We start from the raw sequence: 23,553 nt of genomic DNA, 5'->3' as shown, positions 1-23,553 counted from the left end.
CACGATGTCTTTCATTGCCATTGCTTCCTGCATGATTTGAAAATGTAGTCACTCAATCGCTCGTGGGGTGGCATCATTTTCAAGCATTGGTGGTTCTGTTCCAGACGGCAAATTTTCAGCACGTGCTTGCGTATTCCAAGATATACCGGTCAGTTCTTTTATCCGATCCACTATCGGCTTGGCGTTCTCACCTACTTTTTTGAGAACTACGCTTGCTTCGACCGCAAGACCGTAGAAAGCATTAAGGTCAGATACCTTTTTGTGGATTTCCGACTGCATCTTTTCCAAGCGTTTCAGTAAACGGCGTTTGTGGTCTTCATCTAGTTCGGTATTATCGGTTATCAGTTCGCGTAACTCATTAATTAATGCCCGAATACGCTTTAAATCTCCATCCGTAAACTCGTAGCCAAACGTATTGCTGAGGGCAAGAGAGAAGTGATTTTTAAAGTTGTCGAGCCTGCGTTCGTTAGTCTGGTCTCGACGCTGAGATTGTAATTGTTCTTTGACGCCATCTACGAACTGACTAATGCGTACACAAATATTTGGAAAGGAGGCTTTTAGATCTGGGGCATCTTGAAGATATGAGATTCGCCCTGCTTCCTTCAAACTGAATAATAGGGCGTAAATTTCAAATAGGAGTTCTTCGTCGGATGGTACCCACGAATTGCCATTATTGAACTCTTCCTCTACAAACTCGCAGGCTGCAATTGCTCCGGTTGTCGGGTCGTCCTTTATCTGCTCTAAAATTTCTTGTGGTATCCGCATTTTCTATCCTTGCCTTACTGGTCTTGATGTGACCCTATGGTGGCAGTGTGCTTTGACGGTTGTCCAGATGTCTAGCGGGCAGATCGTTGGCAGAGCATCAGTATCCATGGTGAAAAGCGGACCTGTTTTTCTAGTACCTTCCCTATATCCCCCGCCAAAATTTCCGGTGCGCTTCGATATGCACTTGATACAGCAGCAGGGGAAATAAGCTGTCGGCTCTATCCGAATCGCCAAGCAGGGGGCGATACGTCAAATAGGAATAGCTCTTGATTATGAAATAAGTTAGAGCAGTCAGTTTCTGTCGCCCCCGATCAAAGCAGGGGCATGGCAAGCACCAATGCTGTTACCCGGCCTTCACTCGCTGCACCGTGGACACCGCACACTGAACAATCTCGGCGGTCTTGCGGATACTCTTGCCAGCATCGAGACATTCCTTGATTCGGCCGTGAAGTGCCTGATCGACCTGCCGCCCCTTGTACACCTCTCTGACCTTTGCCTTCTCAATACCCTCAGCCTGACGGCGGCGGCGGTCGTCATAGTCCTTGCGTGCAACCACAGCGAGCATATCGAGTAGCATCCCGTTCACAGCAGTGATCATGCCTTTAGTGAATTCATCCTGACCTTGGGCGGGCTTCAATGCGGCATGACTGGTAGCCAAGTCGAGAGACACCACCGTGACTTTCTTGGCCGCTATGATGGCCTTCAGGCTTATCCAATCATCGGGAGACAAACGGGACAGCCTATCCACCTGCTCAATCAGCAGTACGTCGCCGTCGTGGCTATCGTCCAGCAAGCGGAAGAGTTCAACACGGTCGAGCTTGGTTCCCGATTCGTTCTCAACGTAGAAGGCAGCGATCTTATGACCGTTGTCAGCAGCGAACTGGATCAGGGAGTCCTTGGCACGACTGGCGTCTTGTGAGTCTGTCGAAGCGCGAAGGTAAGCACGGATGAACATGATGTTGAATGCCTTGTACCGTTTTGGGTGTAGCGATTGTGCCTGTGCTCGTTAGGGTTGTCTATTGAGTTATTCGGTACACCTGCAAGCGACCATCAGGGCGTGTTCGCTGATGTATACCCAAAAAGGTATATTCGTGACGTGGCATCAGAGTAGGTTGATCAGTCGCGATTGAAGGTTTCAGTAATTTGCTCGAAGCCACGATCCGTTTTTTAGGGGGGCTATCAAAGGATTTCATCTGGATGGGTGGAGATCACTGGAAAGCACAGCGCCGTCCCAACCTCGATTGGCTTATGTCTGAGCACATCAGCAATACCAATACGCTTGAACTCATCGAGCACCATCGTGGCAGCGTTATCACAGAGGCGAATCATGTCGTTTGCATACGTCGCTGACTTATCGCTGGAGGCGTACAAAAACCTCAGGCTTGGCGGCAGGTAGCTTTCACCATAATACGGCTCCCTGCCAGAGTTGATGTCAAGGTGCTTGCCCAGCTCACTATCCACGATCATCCCGATTTTACAGCTTTGCAAGAACAGTGGATCGAGACTCCGAGCGATCGCTAGATGCCATCCGATGGGCTCACTCTTGGCTTCATGATCCGTATTCAAGATGATGTAGCTAGCATGGTGGTCGTAACGGATTTCGGCTCCAAGCGAGTGTAGAGGCTCCTTCACCACGTAGATGCTACAAACGCTCACCCGATAGCCTTGATGAATCTCTGTAAGCGTATTTGTGTCAACAGCCATCAGGTAATCGAAGCGTGTCTTCAGCTCAGCAAAATCGCCCAGAGACATCGAGAAGTCATTGGCTGGGGCAGAATAGAGGACCTTATCGTCTTTACTCTCTCGTTTATGAGTGATCTGGCGACGAATGCTGCTTGGATCGATTTCAGGGATATGCAGTTGCTGGGTCGTAGGATCATATTCCAACGTAAGTGATGAGACGTTCTCTTTCACTTGCCCGTAGACGTAGAGGTCCCGTGGAATTTTGTCCTGACCTTGCTTGCGCTTTTTCTTGCCCTTCTTTGCCATAGACAGGTCCTTGTTGTGCAGGAGAAGGTTGTTATAGGCCTTGTAGCAGTTCTGACAGCGTCATTCCCAGTCCATTAGCAAGCACCTTGGCCGCATCTAGGCTGGGGTTGGCCGTGCCAGTCTCAATACGAGACATGTATGTCCGAACGAAGCCGCACTTATCAGCGAAAGCTTCCTGACTGAAGCCCTGACTGCTGCGAAGCTCTCGGATTCGTTGGCCGAAGCCTTTTCTAAGATTTTGATTTGGTTGCATCCCCAAATGATGGTCGGATGTATCCTGATCGTGAACACACTGAATGATGACACACTAGATGATACAATTGTGCTTGCAAGCCCCACTAGGGCAACCAATAACACGTAGAAAGGGTAAGCCATGAACGAACAGCTCTTCGTCCTCACTAGCCGGAAGCGGACCACAAACCATGTCCTGCACCTGCTGCTATGCATTCCAACGCTGGGGGTATGGCTCATCGTCTGGTTGGTCGTTATTTCAATGAACAGCAGCCATAACAAGAAGATCGACAGGCAGATTGACAGGATTGTCCAATACAAGGTTGACGGGTTGAGTGACTCCGATACCTTCAAACAGAACGAAGCAGACAATGCTGACGACGACGCCTTTCACTGGAAGGTGATATTTGCAATCGTTGTTGTAGGGTTGTACTTCTATTATCGGTAGTGGTTGCCGGTCATTCAGACCCCTACATCGGCACTAGTAGGTCAGCCATAACAGGCCGTTAACCTCCACTTCGAGAAGCTGTCGCACACCTAAGCGGAGCTTTGAGCGGGATACTCTGAGCCAGCTTCGCTAATTTATTCGCACCGAAAGCGATGAGCTTTCAACGGGCCGACTCTGTAACGGCGGATCACTCCCGACCTGACGGTCGAGTAGAGTGCCAATAAAAATTCCTACACAAATCCAGCTCTCGATCTTCTTCTTGGTGCGGCGTGGTTAGCGCAAGCTAACGATTGAATTCTTCTCAAGCTGCGCTTGGTTGGACGCACGTCAAGGCGGCAAGCCTTGGAAGGGTAGGGGATGATATTTATTATCATTCATCCCCAGCTTTACAAGTAGAGGACACCTCGTAAGCACCGCTTACATTGATCATCTACTAGATGCTCCGCATGCGAGTAAATGAGAATCAAAAGCGATGTGTGTTGATCTCATTGTATTGATGGAGTGCTGATCCAGAATCGGGACGATACGACTATTGCCTATGAAATGGGTTATTCCATTCAGACGCTCTCTCTTTCCGACGTTAATTAAAAAATGATCAACTATGACCAGCTTGAGTGTTCTGGTCACAGAGTTGGTGCGGTCTGATGCTGAGCACTTTCGCCACTGGAAATAGTCTTTTCCTTTTCGACGTTAATTAACATCCCTTGCGGAATGCTCTCAGAGCCTCGCCGTAGGCTAAGTAATCCCCAGCCAGACGCAGGGCTGCAATATGTTCTGGCACCTCCCGAAACGGCTTGCAGGGCACGAGAGCCACGTGGGAATAGGCAAGACTGGATTCAACCTTATAAGCGTCCTCATAGTACCGCAGTAGCTCAGGTCGTCGCAGCAGGTAAGAATGAATTCCATGAGCCGCGTGTCGAGCCGCTTTGATAATACGCTCAGCCTTTCGCTTTGCTACTCCGGTTGCCATTACAGCCTGCACGGTGAACTCCCTGAGGTGCAAAGCACCCAGCACTTCGTTCATGGAAACATTACAGACGTTCTGTGACTGTCTAGCGGAGGTCAGGCAACTGCCAAAGACAATGTCAGCCAACCACGCAGGCTTGGCGCAAGTCAGCTCGCCAGCGATATGTGCAATTGGGTTGACTGTAGATACGCGTTTGCGACCGGCACCCCGTGGGTTCTTCGGTGCAACATCTTCAATTGCGGGGATCAAATTTAAAACGAATGAGTGCGACATGGTTTTCTCCTGTATTCAAGTTCATTTCATAGGCGTGTGCCTCGTTAGTAGTGGTTGCCGCAGGCGTCGGCCTGCGGTGGTACTTGGGTGGACCTGAATCAGTCCCGGATGTGGCGGGAGCAGGTCCTTAGTCTCTGGATCACGCGCTCATCAATCTGGCCTTCGTACTTCTCTGCGAGCTCGATGCAATAATCACTATGAGCCGACTGGTAGGCTTTGAAAGCGTCAGAAATATCACTGAATTTTCCCAGTTCGACACGCTTGCCGAGCATCGACAGCGAAGACACAAATCCGACTCCGCTTGGCGCCACTGACACCCCGATGGGCAGCCTTCCGCGACGACTTCGGGTGTTCCTAAAAATCTGATTGATCAGCTTCGGAACTACCGAGCAATGCTCAGGTGAGTACACGGTGTTCAGTTGATCCAGAATGTCTTTGTCCAGCTCCGCGTCATCCTCAAAAGCATATGGTTGTACGGAGTACCAAGCTGCGAACTCCTGATAGTCCCACCACTTTCTACAGACACTGCAATCCTCATAAGCAGGGCGCTTTTTGGGGGCGTAAGCTCGCCGCATCATGTTGTGCCAAGTTTTGTAGGGCGTTCCCTTCCCTGTTTTGAAGAAGGGCATTCCCATGGCTTTACGACGGCGCCCAGAGTTGTAGCCAAAGCCGTAGGTCAACCGTTCATCCTTTGGCGGTGCGAAGAGTGGAAGCTCCTCCCCGAGGGTGTAGTCGAGATGGTGTCCTGCTACGCAAGGGTGTACGCGGATAGTTCTGGTGATGTCATTGATGCTGTGTTGTTGCATGTTGTTACCTCCGTTCAGTTGAAAAATGGGCAATAAAAAACCGACACATTGGTCGGCATCGGGCTCGTCATTCTTCTCGCTACGGAGGAGCAGGAACTCAGCTATTCGATGTCGTTGACCTCAATGTTGGTGCTGTTTGGATTGCGTTTGTCATGGGGCTTCTCATGATTTGCTATGACCGTCAGGTGGTGGTCAGCCAAAATTCAGGCGTTAAAAAACCTCCTGCGATTTCTGGGCGATTTGTTCGCACCATGGTCGCGTAGAGGTTTCTAATTTGTCTGTCTACCTAGGTAGCTTGCTTATTCTACAGGCTTTCGGCTGTCTGTCAAGAAGTTGTTGCAATCTAAGTCTAGATGTGATTGGGGGTTGGCTCGGGCGATAATCATTCTGAGCTCTCTAGCACCATCCGTCGTGCATAAATCAGTTTTCAAGGTAGAGAGAGCGTCCTGCTTAGCCCATACGTCCATATGAGCCAGTAAACACTAGGTCGAGGACGCATTGGTGTTCAAAATGTGAGCAATGGCTACGCGTTTTGGTTGGGTTATTTGCAGGTATTCGAAGGGTTTCTGTATCTAACTAGTTATATAACTCACCAAGAAAATCGTAAATGCAATAGCGGAGTGAGCGGGGTGAGGCAGCCGTACTCCAAATTGCCATGGCTGCCTTCAGTTTGATCAGTCGATTAAATGCAACACATCCCTGACATTTAGATGGGAGTATCTAGCTACAGATCGAGTATCCCTGTGCCCTGAGACGATCATTATCTGTGCGTTATTGAATCCCTTCTTCGCCACGTTGGTAATTCGGGTGTGCCTGAGTTGGTGCAGTTTGACGCTGCTATCAAGTCCGGCCTTTACACGTGCCAGACGCACAGCTTGAGATACCGCGTGTGGTGTGACAGTGAAGATCACTCCATGTGGATGGCGTTCCACTGTGGCCAACAGCTGGGCGAGTTCAAGAATCTCAACCGCTCGGTGGGTGAGGGGAACTGACCGTGTGCCATTCTTCCCGTCGATCACATCAGCAATACGGTCTTTGAGGTGTAGGCAGTCTTTCGTCAGTTTCAGGATTTCAGATCGCCGCATGGCAGTCTCATATGCCAGTTCAACAATCAGCTTCATGGTTGGTGAGAGTTTCGCGAGCAGGCGTTCAAGCTCACTCGCACGTATGACCTTGTCAGAAGACCGATCAGGTTTTGGAAGTGCGATATCACTCACAGGGTTGTGAATGTCGATCAATAGGCCGCGCTTGGCGAACCTGTAGAAGCGGGACATGAATGCAAGCTGCGTCCTGCACGTGGACGGCCTCACTGTCTTCAATCGCATGATTTTGAAGTCATTGATCATTTGTGGTGTGATTTCGTGAATGGGCTGGGGGAATTGCCTTCCCAGATGCTCCACGATTTTCAGTGCATGGTCGTAGCTGCCTTTGCCTTTGAGCATCGTTTCACAGTACATCATGCCCAGCGTATAGATGGTGTGGTGCTTGCGATCCATCGTCACGGCTTCGATCTGTTTCGCCCATGACTCTGCTTCGGTCTTGGTGCTGAAAGTTTTAGATTGGGGAGGTTTGCCTTTAACCCGTACCTGAGCATTCCAGTTGCCGGACGGAAGTAAGCGGAAATTGGCCATTGTTGACGCCTCATTGATGTGAATGGGCGTTCTGTGAAATCCAAGAGCAGCAGGGCTAGGAGCTTGCTCCTAGCAGACCTTGACATGGTGGGGGTCGTTGGTTCGAGTCCAATCGCGCCTACCAAACAAAATCCGCTCTGCTGGGCGGTCTAGAAGGGCTCACCGAAAGGTGGGCCCTTTTTTGTTGCTGCGATTTTCGATTCTTCGCAAAATCCACCCCAAATGCCAACTCGCCTTCACTTTCATGTAAGCGTCGGGGTCGCATCCAGGTGATCTCAAATCCAATCCGAATTCAAGGCGCGTGCGGAACCTGAAAGGCCGCGACTACTTTTTGCCAAGCTACGTGATAGGCCGTTGTGGCGCTGGTTGTTCAGGGTGATCAAGGGAACGTATGATCGAAGCGAGCGCATATTTGCTCGCTGAGATTCATACCTTATGAAGGACATGAGCATGGAAAAGCACTTCGGTAATTCAGGCCTGTTCAAGGCTGCTTCGTATCACTGCAACAAAGCCCTGGGTAGCGGTGTAGCTAGCTGGGAGCTGAAAAATATTGCGCTGAATACGAAGGAGTTTTTGATATGTCCAAAGAATTACTCGGAGTTTCTGCTTTAGGGTTGATGGTGCTTGGTGAGTTTTGTGCAATCTACAGTGAGGTGGTGACAGCTAAGCTGGCTCAAGTTGGCGATGGCTCATGGCAGGCGTTTATCATGCCTTTGGCGCTAATGTGCTTTGCTGGTTTCTGTCTGCTAGGGGCCTATTGGCTGGGATATCGTGCAGTCGGCGACATTTGGATTGTCACGGTTGTTTCCGTTACCTCGTTATTGCTGCTTGAACCTGTCGTGGTCTGGGCCTTGTTCAATGAGGTGCCTGGGCGAGGCGCGCTGATCGGGTTTTGCCTTGGAGCTTTAGGAATGCTTTCCACGGTTTTACTGTAGATGTACTTTCTGGCCCGGCACTCAAGTGTCGGGCCGGATGATTAAAGCTGTCTGCATGCTCTTACAAAATGCCACGCCTCAGTTGAGAGCACTGCAGCATCAATCTTTGACAAGCAGCTTCACAAAAGCCAGCAATATTGGTTTTTGGGTAGTTTGGCCTTGGTTCGGCCGATAGCTCGGATCGAATCGCCATTCCGTTGACCCTGCCAGCCCATCCCCTCACAAACTTTATTGATTTGCAGCAACAATTTTTCTTGTTGGACACCCCACGCTTCCAGCAGCAAAGATGCCCGCCACTGACTCTCGACCTTCAAGGTCAATAATAAAAATCCGTGTCGGGTTGCAAGCCAATTGCCATGCGTGAGTTGGCCTCGCAGCACGCAATCAAGGACTCAACGCCATGCAAACTGTTGTGAACCTCTGGCCGCTAATTGGCGTGCTCGTTATTGTGGTCGGCTTTGTGTTGCGCTTCAATCCGTTGCTTGTGGTGACTGCGGCGGCGATCGCCACCGGTTTTGCCGCCAGCTTTCCCCTGGAAAAAATCCTTGCCACGATGGGTGATGGTTTCCTCCAGACTCGTGCCTTGCAGTTGATCCTGTTGCTGCCGCTCGCTGTCATTGGCTTGCTCGAACGCCACGGCTTGCGATTGCACGCGCAGAATTGGATCGCTCGTTTCGAGAAAGCGACAGTCGGGCGCCTGTTGATCATCTACCTGTTCGTTCGCGAATCCACTGCGGCTATGGGGCTTACCAGCCTTGGCGGGCATCCGCAGATGGTGCGCCCACTGCTGGCGCCGATGGCCGAGGGGGCGGCTGAAAAGCGGTTCGGGAAATTGCCGGACAAGGTGCGTCACAAAGTTCTGGCCATGTGTGCGGCCACTGACAACGTCGGTCTGTTTTTTGGTGAAGATATTTTTGTCGCCTTTGGTGCGATTGCGTTGATGCACACCTTCTTGCTGGGTTCGGGTATCGATGTCGAGCCGTTGCATATTGCCGTCTGGGGCATTCCTACTGCGATCTGCGCCTTTATCATCCACGCCATACGCCTGCATCGCTTTGATCGAAGGCTGACACGAGAGTTGACCGCCGCCGAGCCGGTTGCCGTCCAGAAGGCGGAGGTCGCGCAATGATTATTTCCATCCAATACCTGTACTGGCTGGCCGGTGTGCTGTTGCTGATCACCGCCGGCATGATCCTGGCTGACCGCACTCATCCCAAGCGCTGGTCCAGCGCGTTGTTCTGGTTGTTGTTTGCCATTCCGTTCCTGGTAGGCGAGCGCCTGCCTTCGGTAGTCATCGGCGTGGGCATAGTGCTGATGGCGATTATTGCCGGCCTTGGCGGCGTAGGTCGTGGTGCCCATGCCGAGTTGCATGACAAGGCCTCCCGGGCCAGCGCCGGTCGGTTGGGGCACAAACTGTTTATCCCGGCGTTGGCGATTCCGCTGACTACCGTGATTGGCTCGGTGCTACTCAAGCATACCGAGGTCGGCGGCGTGCCGTTGCTGGACCCGAAGAACACCACGTTTGTGTCGCTGGGCCTGGGCTGCCTGATCGCCTTGGCGCTGGCCTGCTGGCTGACCCGTGACACGCCGGTACAGGCATTGCGTGAATCCCGGCGCCTGACGGAGGCGCTTGGTTGGGCGATGGTGTTGCCGCAGATGCTGGCGATGCTAGGGCTGCTGTTCAACGAGGCAGGGGTGGGCACTGCCGTGGCGCACATCACTACCACCTACATCAACCTGGATTTCAAGTTGGTGGCGGTAATGGTCTATGTGCTGGGCATGGCGCTGTTCACGGTGATCATGGGGAATGGCTTCGCTGCATTCCCGGTGATGACCGGTGGTGTCGGCGTGCCGGTGCTGGTGGGTATCTATGGAGGTAACCCGGCGGTAATGGCGGCGATCGGTATGTTCTCCGGATACTGCGGTACGCTGATGACGCCGATGGCGGCAAACTTCAATATCGTGCCCGCGGCGCTGCTCGAGTTGCCCGACAAGAACGCGGTAATCAAAGCGCAGATGCCAACGGCGTTGATGATGCTGCTGGTCAATATCGTCCTTCTTTACCTGCTGATGTGAGTCCCGTGATGCGTACTGTGCTGCTGACTGCTTTCGAGCCGTTTGACCAAGACGTGATCAACCCCTCCTGGGAAGCGGTGCGCCTGCTTGATGGCGTGCCGTTGGGCGACGAGATACGGATCGTCGCCCGCCAGTTACCTTGTGCTTTCGCAACTGCTGGGGTGGGTCTGAACCAGTTGCTGCTCAAGCATGCTCCAGATCTGGTGATTGCCACCGGACTGGGGCCCGGGCGTAGCGATATTTCTATCGAACGGGTCGCGATCAATATCAACGACGCACGGATCGCGGATAACCTGGGTGAACAACCTATCGACACGCCGGTGGTGCCGGATGGCCCGGCCGCGTATTTCAGCACTCTACCGATCAAGGCCATGGTCGCGGCTCTGCGCGATGCTGGTATTGCAGCGTCCGTCTCGCAGACCGCCGGCACCTTCGTGTGCAATCAAGTGTTTTACTGCTTGCAGCATGCGCTTGCCGGAACCGGCGTGCGCAGTGGGTTCATTCATGTGCCCTACTTGTCCGAGCAGTTAGAACATGGCGTACCGAGGCTGGCTTCAATGCCATTGGCGATGTTGGTCGAAGGGTTGCGAGTCGCGGTGATGACCGCCTGGCACACGCAGGCGGATATCGCGCAAACGGGTGGGCAGGTCAGCTAGTGCGGGCGGCGCCCTTGCGGGGCATGGCGATATTGTGATCGACGTGAGGTGGATGGCCTGCGTGCATTTACAAGTCTCGGATCGATCCGTAGATTGCAGCGGGCGTGTGGTTCGTCAAGACCCAAGACCGGGTGACGACAGCAAGGGAAGTCCAGCAGTGTCCGCCAAAAGCTCAACCGTATTCGATTATCGGTACCGTGCATTTCTGTTCGATATGGACGGCACCATTCTCAACTCCATCGCCGCCGCTGAGCGGGTTTGGGCGGCCTGGGCCAAGCGGCATGGGCTGGACGTCGAGGCGTTCCTGACTACGATTCATGGCGCCCGAGCCATCGACACCATCACTTGCCAGGCTTTGCCTGGAGTTGATGCCCAGGCTGAGGCGCGTGGTATTACCCAAGCCGAGATCGAAGATGTGGAGGGTGTGGTAGCAATCCCCGGAGCGGTCGAATTTCTCAAAAGCTTGCCCGCGAACCAGTGGGCGGTGGTGACCTCTGCACCCAAGGCTTTGGCTTTGCGCCGCTTGCAGGCGGCGGGGATTGTCCCTCCAGCGGTGATGGTGACAGCTGAAGATGTCGTCCGTGGCAAGCCGGACCCGACTTGCTACCAGTTGAGTGCGCAGCGATTGGGTGTGCCGATGGCGCAATGCTTGGTGTTCGAGGATGCGTCAGTGGGTATTTGTGCTGGTGAAGCGTCGGGTGCCAATGTGATGGTAGTCACTTCGGCGCACCGGGTGCCGATGACGACAACGCATTCGACGATTGATAGCTATGAGCAAGTGCAGGTGCAACGTGACGAGGGAGGTTGCTTGCGTTTGTTGCGCCGTCAGGTGGCATGAGTGGAAGCGGTCGTCGTTTCATCACGCGTTATGTTTGGGGTCGCATGAAGACGCTGTTTGGCGAGCATTGCGAAATGCCCGTCGACATAATTTTCGCTGGATAGCCGTCTGAATGGGCTTGATGCAAAAAAACAGCAAATAGACGCATAGAAACAGCGATAAATCCAACCATGATTTGGCGCCCGCGGTGCTCCTATCGTCCACTGCGAACCTGACGCCATACCCGATTGCTACGAAGACCAGGCCGATCATCAGGGCAATTATCCAGGATCTGGAAAGGTATGGCTGTTTGCTGGCTTGCTCCATCAACGCACTCCCAATGCATTGTAAGGTTTTATTACATTTTCACGACGTTTGGCTTTCAAATGCGCAGCAAGTTCCGTTCATGTGTGAGCGCGATGACAAGTTTGGGCAATACTGAGAGCGTCCGTCGGGCTGTCCAGCCCTGTTATTCGCTTGGGAGGCGCAGGTCATGCTGACTCACTGGTTTCTGGCGGCTGTTCATCTGCTGGCCTTTGCCATGGCTTTTGCGGCGATATTGGCGCGTGGCACGGCATTTCGCGGCCTTGGCGGTGCCGAGCCGGCACAGGTGCGACAGGTGCTGATGGCGGACAATATCTGGGGCGTCAGCGCGCTGTTGCTGTTGCTGACAGGCGGGATACGTGGGTTCGGCGGGTTTGAGAAGGGGGGAGAGTACTACCTGCAGCAACCCTTGTTTCATCTGAAGATGGGGATGCTGATTCTCATCCTGCTATTGGAAGTCGCGCCGATGATCCGGCTGATCAAATGGCGGATTGCGCTGGCCCGTGGTCGGAGCCTGGATATGAGCAAGGTGGGATTTTTTGCCCGAGTCAGTCATTTGCAGGCGTTGCTGGTGCTGCTGATGGTCGTCGCCGCTAGCGGCATGGCCCGAGGTATCAACTTTGGGTGACATTGGATGTGGCGCTGCGCGAATCACGCAAAGCCATAAGCAAACCAAGGGGCTTTCGCCAGCCGTTACAGTGAACGAAAGGGCTGGCTACTGGAGAAGCATCAAGGCGTTTCGCGTTTGTCCGGAGCAGTCAGGCCGGCCTGAATACGCTGGTAAATCTCTTCACGATGCACGGCTACGTTCTTGGGTGCATTGATACCGATTCTTACTTGCTGGCCGCTAACGCCCAGAATGGTGATCGTAATGTCATCACCGATATTTATGCTTTCACCGACTTTGCGGGTGAGTATCAGCATGGACTTCTCCTTGATTGCTTTAAAGGACACATATTTCAGACAGGGCGGATGTCGGTTGTGTACAGCTTACTGTGAAGCGCTTCCCTGTGGCTGCCTCATAAGACGCATGGAGGCCGCATTAATTCCCATGGCGCCATCATACAGGTCTGCGAAACATCATTCGCAATGTTTAAGCCAACGTTTATGACGGCCAGAATAGACAGTGAATGATAAAGTTGCCTCTTTGATCCTAAAGGGGCAGGGCAGTGCGTAGAGTAGCGATGGCGATTGCGGTGTTGGCATTGGCCGGTTGTGGTGATGGTCCCAATCTCGATACCCCCAGAGACAAGGCTGAAGCTGCCAGGGTTCAAGCCCAGGACGCAGCGGTCAGCGCCCCGCAGTGGGATGTCCTGGTACGCTCGCCCGATGACAAGTTGCAGGCGCTGACAGACCTTACCGCTTGGCTGCTGGAGAACGGCTTCAGTTTTTACCTGGCCAAGGAAGATGGCAAGGACCTGGTGTTATTGGGGCCCTTCGCTAGCAAGGCAGAGGCTGAGGCCCGGCAGGCTCAATTGACCGAACGGCTGGCAAAAAAGAAGAAAACCGATGCCGAATCCCTCGTGATCGAGCACAAGCGCACCCGGTAATGTGATGGCGGGCGGGATCTGCCTGATCCCGCTGGCATTCAACCGCAGGCTTTCAGGTTCACCGGGCCGACGAATTCATTGCCCCGTCCCATCACGCACGCCACGGTTTGGTTGCGCTGGTGCTCCCAAGGCTGTGCTGGATAGGTCTTGTTCCAGGCTTCATACAGTCGACGGTCCTGTTTCGACAATCGCAGCCCGTATTGTTTACTCATATAGAAGTACGTACGGGCGATCATGCCGCGAATGGAAGGGCGTGGCATGACCTTCTTGGCCTTGAAGTCCACCTGCGTCAGGCAGGAGCCGTATTGCCCGCTTTGTGCCGGCAGCCAGCCAAAGCTGAAGTTGCTACGATCACCATTGACCTCGCCTATGCTCGGCACCAGGTTGTGCAGATCTGCTTCTGCGCGTTTGTAGACGCTGTCGGTGCGAGTGCAGTTTTTGCGTCCACCGGTTTGCCAGCACTGGCGCTGATGGCCGATCTGCCAGGCGGGAACAATGTGTTCCCATTCGATGCGTGCCGCCCGTTTGGCATTTTTGCGCGGAATATAACCGCAGGCTTTCAGGTTCACCCGGTTGCCCGTGTATTTGCAGCCGCAATAGAACTCTGTGGATTGTGGGGCATAGAGCTTCCAGGCAACTTTCTTGGCTTCACTAAAGGTGCGTGGGGCTTGAGCTTGGACGGTGACGGCAAAAAACAGACAGAGCAGCGCAGTAAAACGAACACTCATTGAATCAATCTTCCTTCGGCACAACCCAGAAAATTTGCACTCCACCGTCATCGCGATAGGCGAGGGTGACGTTGTCGTTTTCTGCAATTTCTTCCAGTAGGCGTTCCCATTCTTCCACCGGTTCGTCCGGTAAACGAAAGATCAAGGCCGCCTTGGCTTTTTGTGCGCTGGTCGAATTTATGATTTTTTGCACGCGGATCGCCAGGCGTTCATAGGCGTCCGGCGGTGTCGCTGCTGCAGAGGAGGGCTTGGCCACGGGTGATCCTTATTAGGCTGTACGAACATACAGTATTTAACTGTGGGAAAATTCGCAACTGCTTAAAATTGAAGAAGCACCCTATGACAGTGGAATGTCCGCTTTTATGCAGATGCCCACTGTTTTTTAAGGATTTTTTACTGGAGGAGGCAGAGCGGGGCGTGCACTCCACTCGCGGAGTGCCGCGAGTGGAGATGGCCCGGCTATAAAAGTCGGGCCGAGGAGGAATCAATATTCCCAGAACATCCGTTGCAGTTCTTTGCTGTCCTGGGTCTTGGTCAGGGCGACCATTGCCAGGATCCGGGCTTTCTGTGGGTTCAGGTCATGGGCGACCACCCAGTCGTATTTATCGTCAGGCTGTTCGGCGTTGCGCAGAACGAAACCACCGGCATTGACGTGGGAAGAGCGGATGATCTGAACGCCTTCCTTGCGCAGTTCCTGCAGGGCAGGCACTACCTTGGAGGACACCGAGCCATTGCCGGTACCGGCGTGGATGATGGCTTTCGCGCCGGCATTGGCCAAGGCTTTGTAGGCGGTGTCGCTTACATTGCCATAGCCGTAGGCAATTTCAACGTCCGGCAGACTCTTGATGGTCTTGATGTCGAACTCCGAGCTCATGGTGTGGCGCTTGGCTGGCAAGCGGAACCAGTAGGACTTGCCTTCAACGACCATGCCCATCGGACCCCAGGCGCTTTTGAAGGCTTCGGTCTTGATGTTGATCATCTTGCTGACGTCGCGACCCGAATGGATCTCGTCGTTCATGGTCACCAGCACGCCTTTGCCACGCGCCTCTTTGCTGCCAGCAACGGCTACCGCGTTGTACAGGTTGAGCATGCCGTCGGCCGACATGGCTGTACCCGGGCGCATGGAGCCGACCACGACGATTGGCTTGTCGGTTTTCTCCACTAGGTTGAGGAAGTAGGCGGTTTCTTCCAGGGTGTCGGTGCCGTGGGTGATCACGATGCCGTCCACGTCCTTGCTGTCGGCCAGCTCGGCGACACGGCGCCCCAGTTGCAGCAAGTTTTCGTTGTTGATGCTCTCGGAGGCGATCTGCATCACTTGCTCGCCGCGCACATTGGCAATCTGGCTGAGTTCGGGAATACCGGCGATCAGTTGTTCGATACCCACCTTGGCAGCCTGGTAGGTGGCACTGTTGGCAGCGCTCGCGCCGGCACCGGCAATAGTGCCGCCAGTGGCGAGGACGATTACATTGGACAGCTTGGTCTTGGATTCAACTTCCTTTGCCTGGGCAGCAACAGGGAAGAGCAGCAGCAGGGCTAAAGCGCCCGGGACAAAGTTCTTGAGTGCGGATTTCATTATTTTTCTCTCTGGTTTTGATGAATGCTTATGCAGGTTCATCTAGAACACCCGGGCTGCGCTGAGCGCCACGAGGTGGGGATTGAGAGCAGGATTTGTACCAGCAGGATTTTGTTTGGCTTGAGTTTTTAACTTATTGATTTAAAACAAATTTAATTGATATTTTTGCAAATGTTTTGTTGTGTCTGTCCGAGTTTCCGAACATGAGTCCACCCGCTGTTCGGTTGTCCGAAAACGATGACAGAAAATTCATGGATGTCTCCCTGAAACAACGATCGCGATCCGTCGGTTTAGAGAACGAGGATGTGTCGCTGATGTTTAACAGCATGGGTAACGGGCTGTAGGGCAGGACATAGAGCGGGTACAGAAAAAGGTCTTATCTTTCGTTGACAAATTTCGACAGGCTTCGCATAGTTTGTTCAACGCAAACGTTTGCGAGACGTTTCATGTTCACTCTATACGTGACGTGAAGCTTCGTATCAGTCGTCCTGCGGGATGGCTTGCGAGGTGTCCTTCGGTGTAAGCGTTGCTCACAATAATCATAAGATCGGAGTGAACCCATGAAGCTGCCATTTGCTGGACGTCTTCTTGCTAGCGCTATGCTGGTTGCTGTATCCGCTGCTCTGCCCCTCTCCCCTGTATTTGCCGAAGACGCTGCCAAACCCAAGATCGGTCTGGTGATGAAGTCCCTTGCCAATGAGTTTTTCGTCACGATGCAAGACGGTGCCAAGGACTATCAGAAAGCCCATGCCGCCGATTTCGACATGATCACCAACGGCATCAAGAACGAAACCGATACGGCAGCCCAGATTGATATCGTCAACCAGATGGTCCTGGCCAAGGTTGATGCGTTGGTTATCGCGCCCGCTGACTCCAAGGCGCTGGCCTCAGCCCTGGAAAAAGCCAGCAAAAAGGGGATCAAGGTCGTCAATATCGACAACCGTCTTGATCCACAAGTGCTGAAAGGAAAATCCCTGGATATTCCTTTCGTCGGGCCGGATAACCGCAAGGGCTCACGTCTGGTTGGCGAGTACCTGGCCAAGCAACTGAGTGCCGGCGACAAAGTCGGCATTATTGAAGGTGTTTCCACCACTACCAATGCTCAGCAACGTACCGCTGGCTTCAAGGATGCGATGGAAGCGGCAGGTATGAAGATCGTTTCCATCCAGTCCGGTAACTGGGAAATCGACGGTGGCAATAAGGTCGCTGCTGCGATGTTGAGTGAATACCCGGATCTCAAGGCCTTGCTGGCTGGCAACGACAATATGGCGGTAGGCGCGGTTTCTGCTATTCGCGCCGCTGGCAAGGCAGGCAAGGTGCAAGTGGTTGGCTATGACAACATCGAGGCCATCAAGCCGATGCTGCAAGACGGCCGCGTACTGGCGACCGCTGACCAGGCCGCCGCTCAGCAAGCGGTTTTCGGCATCCAGAATGCGCTGAAGCTGATCAGCGGGGAAAAAGTAGAGTCTGTTGATGGTGTGATCGAAACCCCGGTCGAACTCGTTCTCAAAAAGTAATCCCTGTCCGTGCAACACAGCGTCCGCCCAACCAGGGCGGGCGCCTGGAGATTTCCCTATGTCATCTTGCGCCCCGGCTGCTGTCCTTTCGGTCAGCGGTATAGGCAAGACCTACGCCCAGCCGGTTCTGGCTGACATCACCCTGACGCTCAATCGCGGGGAGGTGTTGGCGCTGACCGGCGAGAACGGTGCGGGTAAAAGTACGTTATCGAAGATCATCGGTGGGTTGGTCACACCGACCACCGGCCAGATGCAGTTCAACGGTCAGGCCTACGCCCCAGGTAGTCGGACCCAGGCAGAAGGTCTGGGCATCCGCATGGTCATGCAGGAGCTGAATCTGCTGCCCACCCTGACGGTGGCCGAAAACCTGTTCCTGGATAACCTGCCCAATCACGGTGGTTGGATCAGTCGCAAGCAATTGCGCAAGGCCGCGATCGAGGCCATGGCTCAGGTGGGGTTGGATGCCATCGACCCGGACACGTTGGTGGGCAGCCTGGGTATCGGTCATCAACAAATGGTCGAGATCGCCCGTAACCTGATCGGTGATTGCCATGTGCTGATCCTCGATGAACCGACGGCGATGCTGACCGCCCGTGAAGTTGAAATGCTGTTTGAGCAAATCACCCGTCTGCAAGCCCGTGGGGTGGCGATCATCTATATTTCCCATCGTCTGGAGGAACTGGCTCGTGTGGCCCAGCGCATTGCGGTATTGCGAGATGGCCAGTTGGTTTGTGTCGAACCCATGGCCAATTACAGCAGCGAGCAACTGGTCACCCTGATGGTGGGGCGCGAGTTGGGCGAGCATATCGACCTTGGTGCACGCACCCTCGGAGACCCGGCATTGACGGTCAAGGGCCTGACGCGTGCGGACAAGGTTCGTGATGTTTCCTTTGAGGTTCGCGCCGGTGAAATCTACGGGATTTCTGGCTTGATCGGCGCAGGCCGGACCGAATTGTTGCGCCTGATCTTTGGTGCAGACCCGGCCGATAGCGGCACCGTGGCCCTGGGGTCGCCGGCCCGGGTGGTCAGTATCCGTTCACCCGTCGATGCGGTGGGGCATGGCATTGCGCTGATCACCGAGGATCGCAAGGGCGAGGGCTTGCTGCTGACCCAGTCCATCAGTGCCAATATTGCGCTGGGCAACATGCCGGAAATTTCCAGCGCCGGTGTGGTCAATGGGCGGGACGAAGCGACCCTGGCCAAGCGCCAGATCGATGCCATGCGCATTCGTAGCTCGGGGCCGGAGCAGTTGGTATCTGAGCTCTCGGGTGGCAATCAACAGAAGGTGGTGATTGGCCGCTGGTTGGAGCGCGACTGTTCTGTACTGCTGTTTGATGAACCCACTCGCGGCATCGATGTGGGGGCCAAGTTTGATATCTATGCGCTGCTCGGCGAATTGACCCGTCAGGGCAAGGCGTTGGTAGTCGTGTCCAGCGACCTGCGCGAGCTGATGCTTATCTGCGACCGTATCGGCGTGCTGTCGGCCGGGCGCCTGATCGAAACCTTCGAGCGTGACAGCTGGACTCAAGACGAATTGCTCGCCGCCGCGTTTGCCGGCTATCAAAAACGTGATGCGCTGCTCAACGAAGCAGCGCCTAGGACTGCCCCATGAAAACAACGTCTTCCACCGCCAAGCCAGGCGGCAACTTCTATGGACTGGGCACGTATTTGGGCCTGGCCGGCGCCTTGTTGGCGATGATTGCGCTGTTTTCGGCGTTGAGCGACCACTTTTGGTCCTATGACACCTTCAGCACCATTGCCAACCAGATCCCGGGCTTGATGGTGCTGGCCGTAGGCATGACCTTTATCCTGATCATCGGCGGCATCGATCTGTCGGTGGGCTCGGTACTGGCCCTGGCGGCGTCGGCCGTCAGCGTGGCGATCCTGAGTTGGGGCTGGAGCGTGGTGCCTGCGGCATTGCTGGGCATGGGATGTGCCGCGTTGGCGGGCACCCTGACCGGTTCCATTACCGTGGCCTGGCGTATTCCATCGTTTATCGTTTCCCTGGGTGTGCTGGAAATGGCCCGTGGCGCGGCTTATCAACTGACCGGTTCGCGCACGGCTTACATCGGTGATTCCTTCGCCTGGCTGTCCAACCCGATTGCCTTTGGCATCTCTCCGTCGTTCATCATCGCTTTGCTGGTGATCATCGTTGCCCAGGCGGTATTGACCCGTACGGTGTTCGGTCGCTACCTGATCGGCATCGGCACCAACGAAGAAGCTGTGCGCCTGGCAGGGATCAATCCAAAGCCCTACAAGGTTCTGGTGTTCACCCTCATGGGGTTGCTCGCAGGCCTGGCAGCACTGTTCCAGATCTCCCGCCTGGAGGCGGCGGACCCGAACGCCGGTTCGGGGTTGGAGCTGCAAGTGATTGCAGCCGTGGTGATCGGCGGCACCAGCCTGATGGGGGGGCGTGGTTCGGTGATCAGTACCTTCTTTGGCGTGTTGATCATTTCCGTATTGGCCGCAGGCCTGGCACAGATTGGTGCGAGCGAACCCACCAAGCGCATCATTACTGGCGCCGTGATCGTGATCGCCGTGGTGCTCGACACCTACCGCAGCCAGCGCGCCAGTCGGCGGGCCTGAGTCATGGCAACCATCAAGGATGTGGCGGCACTGGCGGGTATTTCCTATACCACGGTGTCCCATGTGGTGAACAAGACGCGACCGGTCAGTGAGCCTGTGCGAATCAAGGTCGAAGCGGCCATCAAGCAGCTGGACTATGTGCCCAGTGCCGTCGCGCGATCATTGAAGGCCAAGACCACCGCCACTATCGGTCTGCTGGTGCCCAACAGCCTCAACCCCTATTTCGCGGAGTTGGCCAGGGGCATCGAGGATTACTGCGAGCGAAACGGTTACTGCGTGATTCTCTGCAACTCCGACGACAACGCCGAAAAACAGCGCAGCTACCTAAGAGTGCTGCTGGAAAAACGTATCGACGGCTTGATTGTCACCTCGGTAGGCGGAGATGACAGTGGCCTGACGAGTGGTTTGAAAGCGGTGCGTACGCCAATGGTTATCGTCGACCGGGGCCTCGACGGGATTGATGTGGATCTGGTGCGCATCGATCACGAACAAGGCGCGTACCTGGCTACGCGGCACCTGTTGGCGCTGGGGCATCGGGATATCGCGTGCATCGGCGGCCCGGCGCATACCCGTGTGGCGCAAATGCGTCTGGCCGGCTATTGCCGTGCGCTGCGGGAGGCCGGAATTGAAGTGCCCGCAAACCGGGTGCTGGAAAGCGACTTCACCAGCACGGGTGGTTATACCGTGGCCGCGACCTTACTGGCGAGTGATCCTCCCACTGCAATATTCGCCGGCAACGACATGATCGGTTTCGGCGTTTTGCGGGCTGCCGCCGAGCGCAATATACGGGTGCCTGCCGAGCTGTCGGTGATCGGCTTCGATGACATTCAAATGAGTCGTTATGTCTATCCGGCATTGACCACGGTCGGTCAGTCGATCCTGCAATTGGGGGAGATGGCGGCGGAGCTTTTACTGCGTCGGATTGCGACGCCCCATTTGCCGGTCGATCAACGCATCGTGACGCCGAGCATTGTTTTGCGCGAGTCAACAGCGCCATTGGCCGCTGTGTTCGCCTCAACCCGCTGAATGAATTGATGAGTATTGATGTATGCAAGCAAAAGTAGTGGTAGTCGGCAGCTTGAACATGGACCTGGTCACCCGAGCCAGCCGGCTGCCTCGCGCCGGTGAGACCCTGGTCGGCCAATCGTTTTTCACGGTTGCGGGAGGGAAGGGGGCCAATCAGGCAGTGGCCTCTGCGCGGCTGGGGGGAGATGTCGCGATGATTGGCTGCGTAGGCTCTGATGCCTACGGCGCCGAGTTGCGCGGTGCATTGCAGGTAGAAGGTATTGATTGCCAGGCCGTCAGCCAGGTCGATGGCTCCAGCGGTGTTGCGTTGATTGTGGTCGACGACAGCAGCCAGAACGCGATTGTTATCGTCGCGGGGAGCAACGGTCAGTTGACACCTGCGGTGGTACAGTCATTCGACAGCGTGCTGCAGTCCGCCGATGTAGTGGTCTGCCAGCTTGAAGTACCAATGGCGACCGTGGGGTACACCCTCAAGCGTTCACGCGAATTGGGCAAGACGGTGATCCTCAATCCAGCGCCGGCCAGCGGGCCGCTCCCAGAAGACTGGTACGCCGCGATCGACTACCTGATCCCCAATGAAAGCGAGGCGTCGGCCTTGAGTGGCGTGATGGTCGACTCCCTGGAGACTGCCAAGGTGGCAGCTGCACAGCTGATCAAGGCTGGAGCGGGCAAGGTAATCGTGACCCTCGGCGCCCAGGGCGCGCTGTTCGCCGATGGCCGGAGCTTCGAGCATTTGCCGGCGCCCAAGGTCAAGGCAGTCGACACCACGGCGGCTGGCGACACGTTCGTTGGCGGCTTTGCCGCTGCGCTGGCCAACGGTAAAAGCGAGGCCGAGGCCATCCGCTTTGGCCAGGTCGCCGCGGCCTTGTCGGTCACCAGAGCGGGGGCGCAACCTTCCATTCCCTCGTTAAACGACGTTCAAGGTTATGTCCCCGCATGAAAAAGACACCGTTACTCAATATCGCCTTGTCGCGAGTGATCGCATCCCTTGGTCACGGGGATATCCTGGTGATCGGCGATGCCGGCCTGCCCGTACCGCCGGGTGTCGAGTTGATTGACCTGGCGCTGACCAGGGGCATTCCGGACTTCGTCAGCACGTTGCGCATTGTGCTCAGCGAGATGCAGGTCGAAAGCCACGTATTGGCCGAAGAAATCCTGCTCCGACAGCCCCCGGCCCTGGCGGATCTTAATACTCTTGATCCGGGCGACCTGGGCGAGCGGCGACTGTTGAGTCATGACGAGTTCAAGCTGCTCAGCCGCAAGGCGCGTGCAGTTGTACGCACGGGCGAGTGCCAGCCTTACTGCAATATCGCGCTGGTTTCCGGTGTGACTTTCTAGTATTCCCCAATGACAAGGAGAGCGTCATGCAACCTAGTACCCAAACCCTGCGACATCTGTTCCGGAGTGTGCTGCTTTTGTCCGTATTGACTGCTGGAAGCGCCCAGGCGGCGGAAAAAATCGACCTGATCATTGATACCGATCCAGGTGCCGATGATGTGGTCGCGTTGCTGTTTGCCATGGCCTCGCCTGAAGAACTGAATATTCGCGCGCTGACCACCGTGGCAGGCAACGTGCGTCTGGACAAGACCTCACGCAATGCGCGACTGGCGCGCGAGTGGGCGGGGCGCGAAGAGATACCGGTGTATGCCGGAGCGCCGCAACCTTTGCTGCGTACACCGATCTATGCTGAAAACATTCACGGCAAAGAGGGTATTTCCGGCGTCACCGTACACGAACCCAAAAAAGGTCTGGCCGAAGGGAATGCGGTCGACTACCTGATTAAAACCCTCAGCACCGCCAAGCCCCATAGCATCACCATCGCCATGCTGGGTCCACAGACCAATCTGGCGCTGGCATTGACTCAGGCACCTGGAATCACTCAAGGCATCAAGGAAGTGGTAGTGATGGGCGGCGCGCACTTCAACGGTGGCAACATTACGCCGGTGGCCGAGTTCAACTTGTTCGCCGATCCGATTGCCGCTGAAATTGTGCTTAAAAGCGGCGTCAAGCTGACCTACCTGCCACTGGATGTGACCCATAAGGTCCTCACCAGTGAGGCGCGCCTGAAGAAAATCGCTGACCTGAAAAACAATGCCAGCAAAGTGGTCGGCGATATTCTCAACGAGTACGTCAAAGGGGATATGGAGCACTACGGCATCCCGGGCGGCCCGGTGCATGACGCTACAGTCATTGCCTACCTGCTCAAGCCCGAACTGTTCAGCGGGCGCCAGGCCAACATGGTGGTGGACAGCCGCGAAGGGCCGACCTTTGGCCAGACCATTGTCGACTGGTATGACGGCCTCAAGCAGGACAAGAACGTGTTCTGGGTTGAAAACGGCGACGCCCAAGGCTTTTTCGATCTACTCACCGAGCGCCTTGCGCGCTTGAAGTAAATCGTGTGCCAGCCATGTACTAATCGCGTTCGGGGTTATGCGCACCCATATGATCGGCCGGGTATTTTCCAAATATCTGGTCGATGAACGTTCGGGCTGACTTTGTGCCCAGCTCCTTCACCAGCAAGTCAATACCGATGATCGCCAGCTCCTCCGGGCTCCCGGGGCTATAGGAACTTTGTCCTTGGGGCCACTTGGCTTTGATGTCGGCTTGCAGGGTCACGGTGGTCATGTATGTCTCGCGGGCTGAAAACTGGGCTAT

The 23,553-nt window shown here is 55.0% G+C and carries 27 protein-coding genes and 1 tRNA gene; 16 read left to right on the top strand and 12 right to left on the bottom strand.

Annotation, left to right across the window (positions count from 1 at the left end):
• Positions 1 to 48: 48 nt before the first annotated feature.
• The 4 genes from OQ460_RS15645 to OQ460_RS15630 all read right to left on the bottom strand — a co-directional run bounded on the left by OQ460_RS15645 (position 49) and on the right by OQ460_RS15630 (position 3,007).
• Positions 49 to 765, bottom strand: a complete 717-nt coding sequence (locus tag OQ460_RS15645) for a hypothetical protein (RefSeq protein WP_410018337.1) — start codon at positions 763 to 765, stop codon at positions 49 to 51.
• A gap of 343 nt (positions 766 to 1,108) precedes the next feature.
• Positions 1,109 to 1,720: a recombinase family protein gene (locus tag OQ460_RS15640; RefSeq protein WP_410018336.1), complete on the bottom strand. Its 612-nt coding sequence runs from the start codon at positions 1,718 to 1,720 to the stop codon at positions 1,109 to 1,111.
• A 224-nt stretch (positions 1,721 to 1,944) separates the two neighbouring features.
• Positions 1,945 to 2,754, bottom strand: a complete 810-nt coding sequence (locus OQ460_RS15635; RefSeq protein ID WP_410018335.1) for a hypothetical protein — start codon at positions 2,752 to 2,754, stop codon at positions 1,945 to 1,947.
• Between the two features lie 31 nt (positions 2,755 to 2,785).
• Positions 2,786 to 3,007: a helix-turn-helix domain-containing protein gene (locus tag OQ460_RS15630; protein ID WP_410018334.1), complete on the bottom strand. Its 222-nt coding sequence runs from the start codon at positions 3,005 to 3,007 to the stop codon at positions 2,786 to 2,788.
• Positions 3,008 to 3,127: 120 nt separating this feature from the next.
• On the opposite strand from OQ460_RS15630, the gene OQ460_RS15625 reads away from it, so the two are divergent.
• Positions 3,128 to 3,433, top strand: a complete 306-nt coding sequence (locus OQ460_RS15625; RefSeq protein ID WP_410018333.1) for a hypothetical protein — start codon at positions 3,128 to 3,130, stop codon at positions 3,431 to 3,433.
• A 694-nt stretch (positions 3,434 to 4,127) separates the two neighbouring features.
• On the opposite strand, the gene OQ460_RS15620 is transcribed toward OQ460_RS15625, so the two are convergent.
• The 3 genes from OQ460_RS15620 to OQ460_RS15610 form a co-directional block, all read right to left on the bottom strand.
• A complete protein-coding gene (locus tag OQ460_RS15620; RefSeq protein WP_410018332.1) occupies positions 4,128 to 4,673 on the bottom strand; it encodes a hypothetical protein in 546 nt (181 codons plus the stop codon).
• A 98-nt stretch (positions 4,674 to 4,771) separates the two neighbouring features.
• A complete protein-coding gene (locus OQ460_RS15615) occupies positions 4,772 to 5,479 on the bottom strand; it encodes a hypothetical protein (protein ID WP_410018331.1) in 708 nt (235 codons plus the stop codon).
• A gap of 674 nt (positions 5,480 to 6,153) precedes the next feature.
• Complete coding sequence (locus OQ460_RS15610) at positions 6,154 to 7,110, bottom strand: tyrosine-type recombinase/integrase (protein ID WP_410018330.1); 957 nt, start codon at positions 7,108 to 7,110, stop codon at positions 6,154 to 6,156.
• Between the two features lie 24 nt (positions 7,111 to 7,134).
• Between OQ460_RS15610 and OQ460_RS15605 the strand changes: the two genes are divergently transcribed.
• The 7 genes from OQ460_RS15605 to OQ460_RS15575 all read left to right on the top strand — a co-directional run bounded on the left by OQ460_RS15605 (position 7,135) and on the right by OQ460_RS15575 (position 12,546).
• Positions 7,135 to 7,234 (top strand) — tRNA-Val (locus tag OQ460_RS15605).
• Positions 7,235 to 7,727: 493 nt separating this feature from the next.
• On the top strand, positions 7,728 to 8,045 hold the full coding sequence (locus tag OQ460_RS15600; protein WP_410022024.1) for a hypothetical protein: 318 nt from the start codon (positions 7,728 to 7,730) through the stop codon (positions 8,043 to 8,045).
• Positions 8,046 to 8,445: 400 nt separating this feature from the next.
• Positions 8,446 to 9,174 (top strand): DUF969 domain-containing protein, encoded by a 729-nt coding sequence (locus OQ460_RS15595; protein ID WP_410018328.1) that lies wholly within the window; start codon positions 8,446 to 8,448, stop codon positions 9,172 to 9,174.
• Positions 9,171 to 10,121, top strand: a complete 951-nt coding sequence (locus tag OQ460_RS15590) for a DUF979 domain-containing protein (RefSeq protein WP_410018327.1) — start codon at positions 9,171 to 9,173, stop codon at positions 10,119 to 10,121. The genes OQ460_RS15595 and OQ460_RS15590 overlap by 4 nt, the downstream gene beginning before the upstream one ends.
• A gap of 8 nt (positions 10,122 to 10,129) precedes the next feature.
• Positions 10,130 to 10,777, top strand: coding sequence for a pyroglutamyl-peptidase I (gene pcp / locus OQ460_RS15585; RefSeq protein WP_410018326.1), 648 nt, complete (start codon positions 10,130 to 10,132; stop codon positions 10,775 to 10,777).
• A 157-nt stretch (positions 10,778 to 10,934) separates the two neighbouring features.
• Positions 10,935 to 11,615: an HAD-IA family hydrolase gene (locus tag OQ460_RS15580; protein WP_410018325.1), complete on the top strand. Its 681-nt coding sequence runs from the start codon at positions 10,935 to 10,937 to the stop codon at positions 11,613 to 11,615.
• 472 nt (positions 11,616 to 12,087) lie between these two features.
• Positions 12,088 to 12,546, top strand: coding sequence for a DUF2214 family protein (locus tag OQ460_RS15575; RefSeq protein ID WP_410018324.1), 459 nt, complete (start codon positions 12,088 to 12,090; stop codon positions 12,544 to 12,546).
• A 101-nt stretch (positions 12,547 to 12,647) separates the two neighbouring features.
• Here the strand turns inward: OQ460_RS15575 and csrA are convergent, their stop codons facing one another.
• Positions 12,648 to 12,842 (bottom strand): carbon storage regulator CsrA, encoded by a 195-nt coding sequence (csrA, locus tag OQ460_RS15570; protein ID WP_060838422.1) that lies wholly within the window; start codon positions 12,840 to 12,842, stop codon positions 12,648 to 12,650.
• Positions 12,843 to 13,087: 245 nt separating this feature from the next.
• Between csrA and OQ460_RS15565 the strand changes: the two genes are divergently transcribed.
• Positions 13,088 to 13,468, top strand: a complete 381-nt coding sequence (locus OQ460_RS15565) for an SPOR domain-containing protein (protein ID WP_410018323.1) — start codon at positions 13,088 to 13,090, stop codon at positions 13,466 to 13,468.
• A gap of 38 nt (positions 13,469 to 13,506) precedes the next feature.
• On the opposite strand, the gene OQ460_RS15560 is transcribed toward OQ460_RS15565, so the two are convergent.
• From OQ460_RS15560 to OQ460_RS15550, 3 genes are all read right to left on the bottom strand, one after another.
• Complete coding sequence (locus OQ460_RS15560; RefSeq protein ID WP_410018322.1) at positions 13,507 to 14,196, bottom strand: endonuclease; 690 nt, start codon at positions 14,194 to 14,196, stop codon at positions 13,507 to 13,509.
• Between the two features lie 4 nt (positions 14,197 to 14,200).
• Entirely contained in the window at positions 14,201 to 14,452 is a 252-nt protein-coding gene (locus OQ460_RS15555) for a DUF1654 domain-containing protein (protein WP_410018321.1), read from the bottom strand.
• A 228-nt stretch (positions 14,453 to 14,680) separates the two neighbouring features.
• Positions 14,681 to 15,769 (bottom strand): asparaginase, encoded by a 1,089-nt coding sequence (locus tag OQ460_RS15550; RefSeq protein WP_410018320.1) that lies wholly within the window; start codon positions 15,767 to 15,769, stop codon positions 14,681 to 14,683.
• A 560-nt stretch (positions 15,770 to 16,329) separates the two neighbouring features.
• Between OQ460_RS15550 and OQ460_RS15545 the strand changes: the two genes are divergently transcribed.
• The 7 genes from OQ460_RS15545 to OQ460_RS15515 are packed head-to-tail and all read left to right on the top strand — an operon-like array spanning position 16,330 to position 23,291.
• Positions 16,330 to 17,286: a sugar ABC transporter substrate-binding protein gene (locus tag OQ460_RS15545; protein WP_410018319.1), complete on the top strand. Its 957-nt coding sequence runs from the start codon at positions 16,330 to 16,332 to the stop codon at positions 17,284 to 17,286.
• Between the two features lie 58 nt (positions 17,287 to 17,344).
• The gene (locus tag OQ460_RS15540; RefSeq protein WP_410018318.1) at positions 17,345 to 18,898 is read left to right on the top strand and encodes a sugar ABC transporter ATP-binding protein; all 1,554 of its coding nucleotides are present in this window, start codon (positions 17,345 to 17,347) and stop codon (positions 18,896 to 18,898) included.
• Entirely contained in the window at positions 18,895 to 19,872 is a 978-nt protein-coding gene (locus tag OQ460_RS15535) for an ABC transporter permease (protein WP_410018317.1), read from the top strand. Before OQ460_RS15540 ends, OQ460_RS15535 begins: the two co-directional genes overlap by 4 nt.
• Positions 19,873 to 19,875: 3 nt before the next feature.
• On the top strand, positions 19,876 to 20,898 hold the full coding sequence (locus OQ460_RS15530) for a LacI family DNA-binding transcriptional regulator (RefSeq protein ID WP_410018316.1): 1,023 nt from the start codon (positions 19,876 to 19,878) through the stop codon (positions 20,896 to 20,898).
• Positions 20,899 to 20,920: 22 nt separating this feature from the next.
• A complete protein-coding gene (rbsK, locus tag OQ460_RS15525) occupies positions 20,921 to 21,838 on the top strand; it encodes a ribokinase (RefSeq protein WP_410018315.1) in 918 nt (305 codons plus the stop codon).
• On the top strand, positions 21,835 to 22,236 hold the full coding sequence (gene rbsD / locus OQ460_RS15520) for a D-ribose pyranase (RefSeq protein WP_410018314.1): 402 nt from the start codon (positions 21,835 to 21,837) through the stop codon (positions 22,234 to 22,236). Before rbsK ends, rbsD begins: the two co-directional genes overlap by 4 nt.
• Positions 22,237 to 22,262: 26 nt before the next feature.
• A complete protein-coding gene (locus tag OQ460_RS15515; RefSeq protein WP_410018313.1) occupies positions 22,263 to 23,291 on the top strand; it encodes a nucleoside hydrolase in 1,029 nt (342 codons plus the stop codon).
• A gap of 19 nt (positions 23,292 to 23,310) precedes the next feature.
• On the opposite strand, the gene OQ460_RS15510 is transcribed toward OQ460_RS15515, so the two are convergent.
• Complete coding sequence (locus tag OQ460_RS15510; RefSeq protein WP_410018312.1) at positions 23,311 to 23,523, bottom strand: hypothetical protein; 213 nt, start codon at positions 23,521 to 23,523, stop codon at positions 23,311 to 23,313.
• Between the last annotated feature and the right edge of the window lie 30 nt (positions 23,524 to 23,553).

The sequence above is a fragment of the Pseudomonas imrae genome, from assembly GCF_046352735.2.
GTDB classification, from domain to species: Bacteria; Pseudomonadota; Gammaproteobacteria; order Pseudomonadales; family Pseudomonadaceae; genus Aquipseudomonas; species Aquipseudomonas imrae.
Note: the sequence above shows the minus strand (reverse complement) of the source record. Positions and strands in the feature narration are given on the sequence as shown.